Raw genomic sequence first — 12,946 nt, forward strand, 5'->3', positions numbered from 1 at the left:
GGGCGGCCGGCCCTTCGGCCGATCCGCCCCCGATCCCCGACGCGGTGACTGGGGCTCGTACCGCGCCGCTGCTCGACCCTTGCCTTAGCGCCGGTCGGCAACCTCGTATCCCTGTCCGGCCAGGCAATCCGGCCGGTATCCGCTGGCGATCCCCCCCTCGGGCCGCCGGACGATCACCCCGCAGGTCAGCGGCAGGTCCGACGCGACGGGCGAGCGCGCATCGAGGCAGTCGCCGTCGTACAGCGTCACCGCCCCGCCCGTGCTCGCCACCTGCCGCAGGCAGGAGGCGGGCAGCGCCGGGTCCGTCCCCCCGGCCGCCGGGGGCGGCGCGTCCGGCGGCACCGGAACCGGCGCCCGGGCGACCCGGTGCCGCCCGTCGTCCCGGCCGTCCCGCCGCGCCTCGTGGACGATCAGACCCGCGATCGCCAGCAGCGCCGCCCCCTGCACGAGCCGCGTCCGCCGCTCGTCCCGGTCGGCCTGCGCCGGCAGGGCGAGACCGAGGGCGAGGATCGCGGACAGCAATCCGGCCAGGGCCGTGCGCCGATGGGTTGTCATGCGTCCTCTCCCGTTGTCCCGGACTGCGTTGCGGATCCGGCGGGCCCGTTGCCGGGGGCACGCCGTCGTGTCGGGACCGGAATTGGGGCCGGCCCGGGGGAACAGGCAATAGCGGCCGCTTGTTATCCGCTGACAGCGGGCCCAATGTGCCTGCTATTGTATGACTTCACCGGCCGCGCCCATGGTCGGTCCTGCAAGACCCTCCAGCTCCGGACCGGCCGACAATGCGCCTTCTGATCCTCTCGCTCCTCCTCGCGCTCGCCGCCGGCGCCGCCCGGGCCGAGTGCTACGCCGATTTCAAGGCCAAGCGGGACGACCCGCTCCGCCTGATGTACGGTGTGAGCGAGGTGACGGGGGCGGATTGCTCGACCGGCGCCGCCGCCCAGCAATTGCAGCCGGTCCTCGCGGCCGACGGCTGGGAACTGCTCGAAGTCGTCGGGACCTTCGGCGCGGACGGACTGAACGAGAGGGAAGAGGATGCGGGAGAGTACTTTCTCCGCTACTGAGACGCGGGCCACCGGCAACAGGATCGTCGTCGGCGGCCTCGCGGCCATCGTGGCGATCCTGGCCGTCGCGGCCGTGCTGCTGTTCATCAACCTGCCGGACGCAAACGCCTTCAACGCGCGGGTCGAGCGGATCTTCGTCGAGAACGATTTCACGACGAATTCCGAGCTGCGCCTGCTCGAGATCCTGGCCCAGTCGGGCACGGCCTTCTCCGAGACCTTCGCCAGCTACCGGATCATCGTCTTCGTCCTGCTGGTCTTCGCCACGGCGCTGCTGATCGCGGCCATCGCGTTCCTGGTGATGCTGATCGCGCTGAACCGCCGCATGGGCCAGATCGAGCGGCAGGGGATCGAAGTGAACAGCCTGATGATCGCCCGGGACCAGAACGTGGTCTACCTGAACAATTTCGAGTTCAAGCTGACCGAGGCCGCGATCGAGACGCTCAGCGTCCTGGCCGAGGCGCGGCTCGACGACGAGGTGATGTCCGGCAGCCAGATCGAGGCGGTGATCTCGGGGCGCGATCCGTCGGATTGCGAGGAGGCGGCGGGCGCGACCCGGATCAAGCGGCTGCGTGATTCGCTGGGAAACCAGATGGTCTCGGAGCTGCTGGTGAAGAACATCGCGCGGCGCGGCTACATGCTGGCGATCGACAAGGACGTGATCCGCATGGTCTGACGGACCTGCCCGCCGCCGGGCGCTACTGCACGTCGAGGTAGCCGGGATCGGCGCGGCGCCAGAAATGCAGCAGGTCCCCCGCCCGAGCCGGGCTCTGACCCATCGCCTGGATCGCGTGGATGTCGGCCGAGATCAGCGCCGACAATCGGTAGCCCAGGGGCACCACGGGATCGTGGTTGGCCGCGTCCCGGAACGTGTCCTCGATCAGCGCGGTCGCCGAGGTGAGGGCGAAGCTGATCGCATGCGCGCTCTCGTCGGGCCAACGATGGGCCAGATCGCGCACCACGCGGCGACGCCGCAACGGCTCGCCGGAGAGCAGCGCCTCCATGGCGAACTCGATCATCTCGTCCAGTATCGCGCTCCGTTCCATTATCGCTCATCCTCGTTGCACCGCAGGATGACCCCCGAGATACCGCTTCAGTTCCATTATTCAGTAACGTGGACATACTCGGCACGGACGAACAACAGGACTTGTCTCAAGGATAACATCGCGTTGCCCCGAGGCATTTTGTCCGACAATCCGACGACGCCCCGATCGGCGGACGACGCCGGACAGCTGTCACCTGCTCGAGTTAAGCGGTATCTCGCCTCCTCACGCAAGGGCAGGTTTCCCGGACTGGCCCAGTCCGTCCTGCCCCCTCCCACGGGGCAGGGTGCCGCTTGCCCTGCCACAGGCACCACCACTGGTACCGGCACCGCGGCGTCAGGACCCGGCCGACGGGCCCGGCCCCGAGCGTGCCTCGCGTCTCAGGGCGCCCTTCAGCGCCAGCCCGGCCGGGCGCCAGGTTCCCGGGGCGAAGCCCATCCGCCGCATCGCCCCGGCATCGACGTCGCCGCGACGGAAGACCGCGTCGCGCAGCAGCCGCGCCCGGCCTGCCCAGCTCGCGCTCTCCCTGCGGAGCGTCGCCAGAGCGGGAAGGAGGCGACGCTCCACGTCGTCGAAATCGGTGCCGAGCGGGAAGTCGGGCAGCCGGTGCGCGAAGGGGGCGAGCCAGGCCTCCAGCCGCACGGGCGTGTTCTGCCGCGCCGCCTCCGGCAGGACGTAGTCCTGAGGCAGCTTGCCGGCCGACTTCGCACGGGCGACCAGCCCCTCCTGGAACCGGCTGTCGGCGATTCCGATCAGGGCGGCGATCACCTCGGCATCGGATCGTCCCCCGAGATCCGCGATCCCGTATTCGCTGACAACGATGTCGCGCATGTGGCGCGGCACGGTCGTCGTCTCCACCGACCAGACGATGTTGCTCTCGACCCGCCCGCCCGACATACGGGTCGCCGGAACGGTGATGATCGAGCGGCCGTCGCGCAGGGCCATCGCCTGCTCGACGAAGTTGAACTGCCCGCCGACACCGCTGACGACCTGCCCGTCCGCGACCGTGTCGGACATCACGTCGCCGAGGAGCGAGACCTTCATCGCTCCGTTGACGAAGCGGGCGCCGGAGCGGGCGGCGCGCCGGCCCGCCTCGTCCCCGTAGAGCGTGTTGGTGAAGCTGACGGGCCGCATCGCGATCCGGTCCCGCCGGTCGCGGGGCATCTCGCGCAGGCGGCGGTAGAAGTCGCGCGTGTCGACGAAGAATCCCGCATTGACCGCGATGCCGTCGACCTCGCGTTTCACCACCCCGGCCTCGAACAGCGCGAGCAGGCCGCCGACGAGCATCTCGGTCACGACGTGCAGGCCCGTGTCGAAGGGCCCCGTGGCGGCCGACGGAACGGGAAAGGGACAGGTCACCCGGATCGCGCCGTCTTCGCCCCGATGGCGCAGGATCAGGGCATGGGCCACCGCATCGCCGATCGCGCCGATGCCGATCTGCAGCGTGCCGCCATCCGCGACGAGACCCGCCACGTGCAGCCCGATCGCATGGGCGGGCCGCTCCACCGGGCGCTTGACCGCCGAGAAGAGCTCGTAGCCGTCCCTCGGGCGCAGGCGCACCGCGAAGTCGCCGGCGGGCCGGATCGCCCCCTCCCCGTCGAGGAAGGGCATCTGCGGATGCACTTCGGCCACGGCGACGAAGTCCAGGGCTCCCGCGTCGCGCATCCGGAACAGGTCGGTCGAGATGTCGGTATTCGAGGACAGGCTGATCGATTCCCCTTCTTCCGCGACCAGCTGGGCGACGACGTTCGGCCGGCGCGAGACGAGGACATGCAGCGCGTCGGTGTAGTTCGCCGAGACATAGGACTGCTGTGCGCCCTCGTGCCTCAGCCAGTTGCCCGCCATGAAGAAGAATTCCGAGACGGTGACGTTGGCCGGCAGGGTGCCGTCCCGCAGCATCCGGGCATAGAGCAGGTCGGGATAGGCGCCGAACAGGCGGTCGCGGGCGGGGCCGAGGAACCGCCGCTCCATGTCGTCGGCCGGATCCGGCACTTCCAGCGTCAGCGCGGTGAAGATGTCGAGGCGGATCGACGGATCGTCCCGCGCCAATCGGACCAGCGCATTGACGAACCGCACCGGCTTTCCGAGGCCGAGAGGCAGGGCGAGGCGGATCTCGCCCCCGGTAAGGCGCACCGCCTCGTGCGCGGCCGCGTCGGGATCCGTCATCCACGGCATGGTCGTCTCAGATGTCGGACCAGCCCGGATCGGGGGCGAAGCGCGGGCCGTGCCGATCCGCCAGCTCGGCCAGCCGGTCCCGCACCTTCCCCGTTCCACGGGCCCGAGCATAATGCATCGGGCCGCCCCGGAACGGCGCGAAGCCGGTGGCGAAGATCATCGCCCCGTCGATCTCGTCCTCGTCCCGGGCGACGCCCTTCCGCAGGCATTCGACGCAGCCGTCGAGCATCGGCAGGATCAGCCGGTCGGTCAGGTCGTCCGGCCCCCCCTCCTGCGGGTCCGGGCGGGGGGTGCCGTCCGACCAGTCGTAGAAGCCCCGCCCCGCCTTCTTGCCGGTCTCGCCCGCCTCGACCTTGCGCCGCAGCCGGTCGCTGATCGCGGGCATCGGCTTGTCGAGGCTCGATTTCAGGCTCTCGGCAACGTGCAGGCAGATGTCGAGGCCGACCTGATCGGCCAGCGCGACCGGCCCCATCGGCATGCCGAACTTGATGGCGGCGCGGTCGATCACCGCCTTGTCGACGCCCTCGTCCATCAGCACCATCGCCTCCATCAGGTAGGGCGTGAGCGCCCGGTTCACGAGGAAGCCGGGATAATCGGTGACGGGCACTGGCAACCGGTCGATGACGCCGCAGAAGGCGCGCAGCCGGTCGATGACCGCGTTCTCGGTCCCGTCATGGCGGACGATTTCGACCAGCTGCATCTTCGAGACCGGGTTGAAGAAATGCAGGCCCGCGAACCGCTCGGGCCGCTGCAGCGAGCCCCGCAGCTCGGCGAGGCGCAGGCTCGACGTGTTGCTGGCGAGGATCGCACCGTCCTTCATTCCCGCCTCGGCCTGCGCGTAGATCTTCGCCTTGAGTTCGGAATCCTCCGGCACGGCCTCGACGACCAGATCGGCGCGTCGCAGGCCGTATCCGTTCGGATCGGGCATCAGCCGGTCGAGCGCGTCGCGCGTCTCGGGGCCGGTCAGGTGCTTGTCCTTGCAGACCTTCTCCGCCGCCTTCACCGCGCGGGCGAGCGGCGCGAGCTCCAGATCGGCCAGCGTCACCCGCTTGCCGCGGATCGCGGCCCAGGCGGCGATCTCGGCCCCCATCTCTCCGCCGCCGATCACGTGGACATGAGCGATGCCGTCCTCCCCCTTGGCCCCGGCCTTCAGCCCCTGCCGCAGGAAGAAGACCCGCCGCAGGTTCCGCGACGCCTCGGAGGAGAGCAGCGCGGCGAAGCTCTCGATCTCGGCCCGCTGCATCGCTCGCGGATCGTCGCCATGCTCTTCCCAGAGATCGATCAGCGCATGGGGCGCGGGATAATGCGCCTTGGGCGCCTTCTTCTCCGTTTCGGCCCGCATCCGACGCGCGGCGAGGCCGCGGGCGGTGCCGGATTGCAGGGCGCGGGCCTTCAGCCCTTTCGACCGGGAGGGGCCGTCGCCGTCCAGCACGCCCCGGACGGCGTTGAGGACGTGCCGCTCCTCCACCACGAGGTCGACGATGCCGAGCGACTTCGCCCGCTTCGTATGCGCGGTCTTGCCCGTCAGCATCATCGTCATCGCCTCGAGCGGATCGATCAGCGCGGGCAGTCGCACCGTCCCGCCAAGGCCGGGATGCAGGCCGAGATTCACCTCCGGAAAGCCGAACGACGCGCCGTCGATGGCGATGCGATGGTCGCAGGCCAGGGCGATCTCGAACCCCGCGCCCAGCGCCGCGCCATGCACCACCGCGATGGTCGGGCAGGACAGCGCCTCCAGCCGGTCGAGCACGGCGTGCCCCTGCCGCAGCAGGTCGGCCGCGCCCTCGTCCGACATCTCGGCGAAGCCGCCGATATCGGCCCCCGCCGCGAAGCCGCCCGTCTTGGCAGAGCGGAGGACGACCGCGCGGGGGGTGTCGCCCTCGAGCCGCGCGATCTCCTCGTCCAGCGCCTCGATCACGCCTCGCGAGACGGTGTTGGTCGTGCTGCCTTCGCGGTCGAGGACCAGCCAGACGATCCCGTCCGCCTCGGCCCGCCGCCAGGGATGGCCCTCCGCCCCTGCCGCGGGGCCGAGTTCGAGCTTCGTCGCTCCGAGATGGTCGAGCACGGGCCGGGTCATCGCACCGCCTCCAGCAGCATGGCGCCGCCGAGGCCGCCGCCGATGCATTCCGTCGCGATCCCGCGCGTCCCGCCGGTGCGCTTCAGCGCGTTGGCGAGATGCAGCACGATCCTGTTGCCGCTCGTTCCGACCGGATGACCGAGCGAGATCGCCCCGCCGTCGATGTTCAGCCGGTCGCGGTCGATCCGTCCGAAGGCGCCGTCGAGGCCCAGCACCTCGCGGCAGAACTCCGCGTCGTCCCAGGCGGCGAGGCAGGCCAGCACCTGTGCGGCGAAGGCCTCGTTCAGCTCCCACAGGTCGATGTCGCCGAGGTCGAGGTCGTGCCGCCGCGCGAGCGGGGTGGAGGCCAGGACCGGCCCCAGCCCCATGACGGACGGGTCGAGCGCGGCCCATTCGCTGTCGACGACCTTGGCCAGCGGGGTGAGGCCGTGCGCCTCGACCGCCGCTTCCGAGGCGAGGATCGTCCAGCTCGCCCCGTCGGTGATCTGGCTGGAATTGCCGGCCGTCACGCGCCCGTAGGGCGGCTCGAAGGCGGGCTTCGGCTTGGCAAGACCCCCGAGATCGCTGTCCGGGCGCACGCCGTCGTCGTGATCGTAGGCCTCCCCCCCGCGCGAGAAGGCGGGCTGCACCTCGTCCTCGAGCCAGCCCTCGCGCTGCGCGCGGGCGAGGCGGTGGTGACTCTCCATCGCGTAGGTGTCCGCCGCCTTGCGGTCGATGTCGAAGCGGTGGGACAGCACCTCGGCGGTCTGGCCCATGTTCAGCTTGGTGATCGGGTCGGTCAGCCCCCGCTCCAGCCCGACGACGGGCTTGAGGAAGTCCGGCCGCAGCCCGCCCAACGCCTTGGCCTGGTCGAGCGGCCCCTTGGCCGAGGCCATCCTGCCGAACCATTCCACCGCGCCCTGCCGCAGGACGAGCGGCGCATGGCTCAGCGCCTCGGTCCCGCCCGCGAGGATCATCTCGTGCGACCCCTCGCGGATGTAGCGATAGGCGGTGTCGATCGACTGCATGCCCGAACCGCAATTGATCTGCACGGTGAAGGCGACCTTGTCCTCGCCGAGGCCGAGCCGGAGGGCGGCGACCCGGGCGGGATTCATCTCGTCCGAGATCACGTTGACGCAGCCGAGGATGACGAGGTCGATCAGGGCGGGGTCGAAGCCCTGCCGCGCCAGCAGCGGCCGGCCGCACTGCACGGCGAGGTCGACGGGCGTGAACGGGCCGGGCTTGCCCCGCGCCTTGAGGAAGGGCGTGCGCGCCCCGTCGACGAGGTAGACGGGCCGGGTCATTCCGCGGCCATGTCGGTCGGGCGCCCGGGTGCGAAGCCGGCATAGTAGCGCGACAGCGCCTCGGGCGTGAAATCGTCGACCGCGATCACGGCGCTCACCTTCTGCTGCATGTCGGCGATCCTTTCCCGTTCTTCCTCGCTGATGAGGCCCGCCTTCAGCGCGGCATCCGGCGTCTTCTTCGCCTCGCGCAGCCGCTTCATCAGGGGCGCAAGGTCGATCACGGCGGCATAGGCCGCGTTCAGCACCTCGACCCCGTCGCGGTTGCAGCCGCCGAAGAGCCGCCCGGTGATCCGGTCCCGCGTGGCGGAGGGCTCGTAGATCAGGTCGGCGCACTCCGCGATCAGCCGGTCGTCCGGCCCGCTCGGCCGGCTGCCGGGGCGGGTGACCACGCGGCCGACCAGCCGCGCCCAGGCGGGGGGCATGTTCTCGAGCACCTCGTCGAGCAGCTGCCCGATCGTGGCGAAGGCGCGCTCGGCCGCGTAGCGCAGCAGCGGCAGGTCCGCCTCCTGCCGGCCCTCGTCCTGCCAGCGCTTCAGCGCGGCGGAGAGGAGATACATCTCGGACAGGATGTCGCCCATCCGGATCGAGATCATCTCCCGCCGCTTCAGCTCGCCCCCGAAGGTGAGGAAGCACAGGTCCGCGACCAGCGCGTAGGACGCCGACCAGCGCGACAGCTCGCGGTAGATCGGCGCCGCCTTGCCCGCGTTCTTCGGCACGGGTGCGGAGCGGTTGCCGGTCCAGGCGCGGGCGAAGGCGCGGCCCGTCGTCCGGAGGCTGTGCTTCACATGCGCCCAGAAATGTCTGTCGAAGGCCTTCAGGCTCTCGTCCTCATCCTCGATCTGCAGGGCCTGCATCTCGTCCAGCATGTGCGGATGGGCGCGGATCGACCCTTGGCCGAAGATGATCAGCGCGCGGGTGACGATGTTGGCCCCCTCCACCGTGATGCCGATGGGCACGGCGCGGTAGAGCGGCAGCAGGTAGTTCGACGGCCCGTCGATCACCGCCTTGCCGGAATGGACGTCCATCGCGTCGTTCAGTGCCTCGCGCATCCGCAGGGTGGCATGCGCCTTCATGATGGCGGAGATGACGGAGAGCGCCCGTCCCTCGTCCAGCCCGGCGCAGGTCAGTCGCCGCGCGGCGTCAACGACGTAGGCGTCGACCGCGAGCCGGGCCATCGGGATCTGGATCCCGCCGAACTTGCCGATGGGCAGGTTGAACTGCTGGCGGATGCGGGCATAGGCGCCGGTCGTGTGGGCCGAGAGCGCGATGGCCGCGCTGCCCATCGACGGCAGCGAGATGCCCCGCCCGGCGGCGAGCGCGCTCATCAGCATCATCCAGCCGCGCCCGGCGTAGTCCGGCCCGCCGATGATGTGATCGAGGGGAACGAACACGTCCTTGCCCGTCGTGGGCCCGTTCATGAACATCGTGGTGGAGGGGATGTGCCGCCGCCCCGTCTCGACCCCGTCGAGATCGGTCGGCACGAGCGCGCAGGTGATGCCGATCTCCTTCGCGTCGCCCAGCAGTCCGTCGGGATCGCGTAGCTTGAAGGCGAGACCGAGCACCGTGCAGACGGGCGAGAGGGTGATGTAGCGCTTCGCCCAGTTGAGGCGGATGCCCACCACCTCCTCGCCGTTCCAGCTGCCCCTGGTCACCACCCCGTCGTCGATCATGGCCGAGGCGTCGGATCCCGCCTCGTCGCTGGTCAGGCCGAAGGCCGGCAGTTCGCGCCCGTCGGCGAGGCGGGGCAGCCAGTGCTCCTTCTGCGCGTCGGTGCCGAACTGGTGGATCAGCTCGCCCGGGCCCAGCGAATTGGGCACCATCACCGTGACGGCGGCGGCGACCGACCGGGTGGAGATGTAGCGCACCACCTCGGAATGGGCGAAGGCCGAGAAGCCGAGGCCGCCATGCGCCTTGTCGATGATCATGCCGAAGAACTTCTCGCGCCGCAGGAAGTCCCAGACCTCCTCGGGAAGGTCGGCCGTCTCCTGGTTGATGCGCCAGTCGTCGATCATCCCGCACAGCGTCTCGCACGGGCCGTCGAGGAAGGCCTGCTCCTCCTCGGTCAGGCGGGACGCCTCGACCGCATGCAGCCGGTCGAAATCGGGATCGCCCGAGAAGAGGTCGGCGTCCCACCACACCTCGCCCGCGTTCAGCGCCTCGGCCTCGGTATCGGACAGCCGCGGCAGCGTACGCTTGCCCCAGCGATGGATGGGCCTGGTGATCCAGTTCCTGCGGAAATCGGACATGCTCGCGGAACGTGCGGGGGGCGGCGCCAGTTCCGGAAGGACGCGGCGTCGCCCCCCACCGCGCCGGCGACCGGCCCGGGAACGCGGACGGCACAGCGAAGAGGACGCTCCATGCAGACAGACCGGCTGACCCGAGACCTCCTCTTCGTGCTGGCGATCGCGGCGCTCGCGGTTGCGGCCTGGACACTGTCCTTCGTCCTGCTGCTCGCCTTCGGCGGCACGCTGCTGGCGATCCTGTTCCGCCATCTCGCCCTGATCGTGTCACGGCTGACGCCGCTGCCGGTCGGGGCGGCGCTGGCGCTGGTCCTGCTGGGCCTCCTCGCCGCCCTCGCGACGCTCGCCATCCTCGCGGGGCCGAGGCTGGCGGCGCAGGCGGCCGAACTGTCGGACAGCATCCCCCGCACGCTGATGTCGATCGAGGACCGGCTGGAGGACAGCCGCTGGGGCAGCTGGGTGGTCGAGCAGGTGCAGGAGACCGAGCCGGTCAACGAGCTGAATGTCATGGGCACGCTGGGCGGCACGATGTCCGCCGCCCTCGGCGCGCTCGCCAACATCGTGATCGTCCTGTCGGTGGGGGTGTTCCTCGCCCTCGACCCGGCGCTCTACCGGCGCGGGCTGCTGCACCTCGTTCCGCCCGCGCATCGCGACCGGGCGCGCGAGGTCCTGGACACGCTCGGCCGCGATCTCTGGCGCTGGATGGCGGGGCAGGCGCTCGACATGGCGGCGGTGGCGGTCCTGACGGGGCTGGGGCTGTGGCTCCTGGGGATCCCGTTGCCGCTGCTGCTGGGACTCATCGCGGGACTGACCAACTTCATTCCCTTCGTCGGCCCCTTCCTGTCCGGCATCCCGGCCGTGCTCGTGGCCTTTGCGCAATCGCCGATGGATGCGGTCTGGACGGCCGCCCTCTTCGTCGCGATCCAGCAGGTGGAGGGCAACGTCCTCCTGCCGATGATCCAGAGCCGGGTCGCGTCGATCCCGCCGGTGCTCATCCTGCTGGCCGTCGTCGGGGCCGGGATCCTGTTCGGGATGGCGGGCGTCCTGCTCGCGACGCCCCTTCTGCTGACCGCGATCATCCTCGTCCGGATGCTCTATGTCGAGGACGCGCTGGGCGACGACCTGGGCGACGTGGACCAGACGTGACCCGCGGGTGAGGTTCCGGCGGCGGAGCGCCGGGATCGGCGGCCCGGATGCGCGCCCCACGCAGCACGGCCCCACGCGGCACGGCCCCACGCGGCACGGCCCCGTGCCGCGCGGCGTTGCCCCGGCCCCGAACGGTCCGGGCGGCGGGCCCGTTCCGACGGGACGGACCCGCGACAGGGGCGGCCGCACCCGCGGTTGCCCGCCTGCCGGGCGTCGACGGCGGCGCCCGCCGTCCCGGCAGGGAACCGGCCTCCGCGCCCTCGCGCCATCGTGTCGAGACTCGTCCCGCTTGCGCCTCACCTCCGCCACATGCGCCCGTTTGGATTGGTTAATAATAGAGCGATCGGAGGTGGGCCGATGGAAGTCTTTATCAATTTCGTCAACGGTCTCGGCATCATGGCGCTGGTTACCGGCGCCTATGCAATCGTGCAGCGCCGGCGCTGGGCGCGCTACCAGCGCCACCTGATGGCGGGGCTGGTCTTCGGGATTGGTGCGACGCTGATGATGTTCAATACGACCGAGATCGCGCCGGGCGTCATCCTCGATAGCCGCAACCTCTTCATCGGGTTCGCGGGCGCGTTCCTCGGGCCGATCGGCGCGGCCGCGTCCCTGCTGGTCGCGGCCCCGGTCCGGCTGGGACTCGGCGGCGGGGGCGCCGGTCTCGGCGTCGCCTCCATGGTGATCGCCGCGATCGTGGGGGTGATGTGGAACCGCAGCAGCCTGCTGGCGCCGCGGCCCACCTGGTGGCGCTTTCCCGCGATGGGGCTCACCATCTCGGTCGCGCTGGTGACGGTGGCGTTCCTCCCGGCCGAGCAGCGCCTCGCCGCCTTCGGGCTGCTTGTGCCCGTCCTCGTGGTCTTCAACGTCCTCGGCGCCCTGCTCTTCGGCGCGATGATCGAGCGCGAGCGCGCCCTGACCCGCGAACAGCGCGCCCTGCGCGAGGAGACGCTGACCGATCCGCTCACCGGCGCGCTGAACCGCCGCGGCCTCGCCCGGCACTACCAGGAGGTGGCCCCTCAGCTGCGCGGCCGGGGCGGGGCCTTCCTGCTGATGGACCTCGACCACTTCAAGGCGGTCAACGACACCCACGGCCACGCCATCGGGGACGAGGTGCTGAGGCACGCGGTGCAGGCCGTGCGCGGCGTCCTGCGGGCCGAGGATTGCATCGCCCGCCTCGGGGGAGAGGAATTCGCGATCGTGCTGCCGGGCGTCCAGTCCGACCAGGCCTTCCGCATCGCCGAGCGCATCCGCGCCCGCGTGGCCGAGATCGTCCTGCCCGAATGCCCGGGCCTGCAGGTCACGACGAGCCTTGGGCTGCTGCCCTTCCGCGATCGCGTGCCGGGCCTGTCGGACGCGATCCGTCTGTCCGACGCCGCGCTCTACGCCGCCAAGGAGGGGGGCCGGAACCGCACCGTCACCGCCACCCTCTCGCCGCAGCGCCCGGCGCCCCGGGTCCACGGCCTCGCCCCCCGCGCCGCCTGAGGCGGCAAGGGGGCCCGCCGGAGGGCTCCGAACGTGCTTCTCGCCGGACTCGCGAGAAGCGGGGGCAGCAAGGATGTAGGGCTTCCTCCCATCGCCGAGGACCGGGCGGACCCTCCGCTCGGTCCACCGCACCGCCATGCCGCCCGCGCGGATGTCCTCGATCACATCGAGCGTCCCCGAGGTCTGACGCGATGCCATTCCCGGCTGGGCCACCCCAGGCGGCATCATCCTTCCGTGCGTCGCCCTTCTAGGGGTCGGGCGGATCGACGGGACGCACCAGCCCCTTCCCCGACCCGATCACCGCCATCGCGAGCACCGCGATCCCCGCGCTGCCGAGGAAGGTCGCGGCGATGCCGAAGGCGTCGAGCAGGGCGCCGCCGAACAGCGCGCCGAGCAGGATCGACGCCTGGATCGCCGCCACCATCAGGCTGCCTGCCGCCTC

The 12,946-nt window shown here is 70.9% G+C and carries 11 protein-coding genes; 4 read left to right on the forward strand and 7 right to left on the reverse strand.

The window, feature by feature from the left end; all coding sequences use genetic code 11:
* Nucleotides 1-84 precede the first annotated feature (84 nt).
* Nucleotides 85-555 carry a hypothetical protein gene (locus tag BUE30_RS11530; RefSeq protein WP_073330580.1) on the reverse strand — a complete coding sequence of 157 codons (471 nt, stop codon included), beginning with the start codon at nucleotides 553-555 and terminating at the stop codon, nucleotides 85-87.
* Between the two features lie 224 nt (nucleotides 556-779).
* Between BUE30_RS11530 and BUE30_RS11535 the strand changes: the two genes are divergently transcribed.
* Both BUE30_RS11535 and BUE30_RS11540 read left to right on the forward strand, forming a co-directional pair.
* Nucleotides 780-1,061: a hypothetical protein gene (locus BUE30_RS11535; protein ID WP_073330583.1), complete on the forward strand. Its 282-nt coding sequence runs from the start codon at nucleotides 780-782 to the stop codon at nucleotides 1,059-1,061.
* Nucleotides 1,033-1,734, forward strand: a complete 702-nt coding sequence (locus BUE30_RS11540) for a winged helix-turn-helix domain-containing protein (RefSeq protein ID WP_073330587.1) — start codon at nucleotides 1,033-1,035, stop codon at nucleotides 1,732-1,734. The genes BUE30_RS11535 and BUE30_RS11540 overlap by 29 nt, the downstream gene beginning before the upstream one ends.
* 22 nt (nucleotides 1,735-1,756) lie before the next feature.
* Here the strand turns inward: BUE30_RS11540 and BUE30_RS11545 are convergent, their stop codons facing one another.
* The 5 genes from BUE30_RS11545 to BUE30_RS11565 form a co-directional block, all read right to left on the reverse strand.
* Nucleotides 1,757-2,104 carry a hypothetical protein gene (locus BUE30_RS11545; RefSeq protein ID WP_073330590.1) on the reverse strand — a complete coding sequence of 116 codons (348 nt, stop codon included), beginning with the start codon at nucleotides 2,102-2,104 and terminating at the stop codon, nucleotides 1,757-1,759.
* Nucleotides 2,105-2,437: 333 nt separating this feature from the next.
* Nucleotides 2,438-4,267, reverse strand: coding sequence for an acetyl-CoA hydrolase/transferase C-terminal domain-containing protein (locus BUE30_RS11550; protein ID WP_073330593.1), 1,830 nt, complete (start codon nucleotides 4,265-4,267; stop codon nucleotides 2,438-2,440).
* Between the two features lie 16 nt (nucleotides 4,268-4,283).
* Nucleotides 4,284-6,353, reverse strand: a complete 2,070-nt coding sequence (locus BUE30_RS11555) for a 3-hydroxyacyl-CoA dehydrogenase NAD-binding domain-containing protein (protein ID WP_073330595.1) — start codon at nucleotides 6,351-6,353, stop codon at nucleotides 4,284-4,286.
* Nucleotides 6,350-7,636 carry an acetyl-CoA C-acetyltransferase gene (locus BUE30_RS11560; RefSeq protein ID WP_073330598.1) on the reverse strand — a complete coding sequence of 429 codons (1,287 nt, stop codon included), beginning with the start codon at nucleotides 7,634-7,636 and terminating at the stop codon, nucleotides 6,350-6,352. Before BUE30_RS11560 ends, BUE30_RS11555 begins: the two co-directional genes overlap by 4 nt.
* Nucleotides 7,633-9,882 carry an acyl-CoA dehydrogenase gene (locus BUE30_RS11565; RefSeq protein WP_073330601.1) on the reverse strand — a complete coding sequence of 750 codons (2,250 nt, stop codon included), beginning with the start codon at nucleotides 9,880-9,882 and terminating at the stop codon, nucleotides 7,633-7,635. Before BUE30_RS11565 ends, BUE30_RS11560 begins: the two co-directional genes overlap by 4 nt.
* A 111-nt stretch (nucleotides 9,883-9,993) precedes the next feature.
* On the opposite strand from BUE30_RS11565, the gene BUE30_RS11570 reads away from it, so the two are divergent.
* Nucleotides 9,994-11,022 carry an AI-2E family transporter gene (locus BUE30_RS11570; protein ID WP_073330603.1) on the forward strand — a complete coding sequence of 343 codons (1,029 nt, stop codon included), beginning with the start codon at nucleotides 9,994-9,996 and terminating at the stop codon, nucleotides 11,020-11,022.
* A 357-nt stretch (nucleotides 11,023-11,379) separates the two neighbouring features.
* Entirely contained in the window at nucleotides 11,380-12,504 is a 1,125-nt protein-coding gene (locus BUE30_RS11575) for a GGDEF domain-containing protein (RefSeq protein ID WP_073330605.1), read from the forward strand.
* Between the two features lie 247 nt (nucleotides 12,505-12,751).
* Here BUE30_RS11575 and BUE30_RS17815 read toward each other — a convergent pair whose 3' ends face one another.
* A complete protein-coding gene (locus tag BUE30_RS17815; protein ID WP_170865636.1) occupies nucleotides 12,752-12,928 on the reverse strand; it encodes a hypothetical protein in 177 nt (58 codons plus the stop codon).
* Nucleotides 12,929-12,946: the final 18 nt, after the last annotated feature.

The sequence above is a fragment of the Wenxinia saemankumensis genome (assembly GCF_900141735.1).
Lineage (GTDB): Bacteria > Pseudomonadota > Alphaproteobacteria > Rhodobacterales > Rhodobacteraceae > Wenxinia > Wenxinia saemankumensis.

What these genes read in the sequence shown, in the direction of transcription:
- BUE30_RS11530 (WP_073330580.1), bottom strand. Translation starts at nt 555, where the DNA reads ATGACAACCCATCGGCGCACGGCCCTGGCCGGATTGCTGTCCGCGATC.
- BUE30_RS11535 (WP_073330583.1), top strand. Translation starts at nt 780, where the DNA reads ATGCGCCTTCTGATCCTCTCGCTCCTCCTCGCGCTCGCCGCCGGCGCC.
- BUE30_RS11540 (WP_073330587.1), top strand. Translation starts at nt 1,033, where the DNA reads ATGCGGGAGAGTACTTTCTCCGCTACTGAGACGCGGGCCACCGGCAAC.
- BUE30_RS11545 (WP_073330590.1), bottom strand. Translation starts at nt 2,104, where the DNA reads ATGGAACGGAGCGCGATACTGGACGAGATGATCGAGTTCGCCATGGAG.
- BUE30_RS11550 (WP_073330593.1), bottom strand. Translation starts at nt 4,267, where the DNA reads ATGACGGATCCCGACGCGGCCGCGCACGAGGCGGTGCGCCTTACCGGG.
- BUE30_RS11555 (WP_073330595.1), bottom strand. Translation starts at nt 6,353, where the DNA reads ATGACCCGGCCCGTGCTCGACCATCTCGGAGCGACGAAGCTCGAACTC.
- BUE30_RS11560 (WP_073330598.1), bottom strand. Translation starts at nt 7,636, where the DNA reads ATGACCCGGCCCGTCTACCTCGTCGACGGGGCGCGCACGCCCTTCCTC.
- BUE30_RS11565 (WP_073330601.1), bottom strand. Translation starts at nt 9,882, where the DNA reads ATGTCCGATTTCCGCAGGAACTGGATCACCAGGCCCATCCATCGCTGG.
- BUE30_RS11570 (WP_073330603.1), top strand. Translation starts at nt 9,994, where the DNA reads ATGCAGACAGACCGGCTGACCCGAGACCTCCTCTTCGTGCTGGCGATC.
- BUE30_RS11575 (WP_073330605.1), top strand. Translation starts at nt 11,380, where the DNA reads ATGGAAGTCTTTATCAATTTCGTCAACGGTCTCGGCATCATGGCGCTG.
- BUE30_RS17815 (WP_170865636.1), bottom strand. Translation starts at nt 12,928, where the DNA reads ATGGTGGCGGCGATCCAGGCGTCGATCCTGCTCGGCGCGCTGTTCGGC.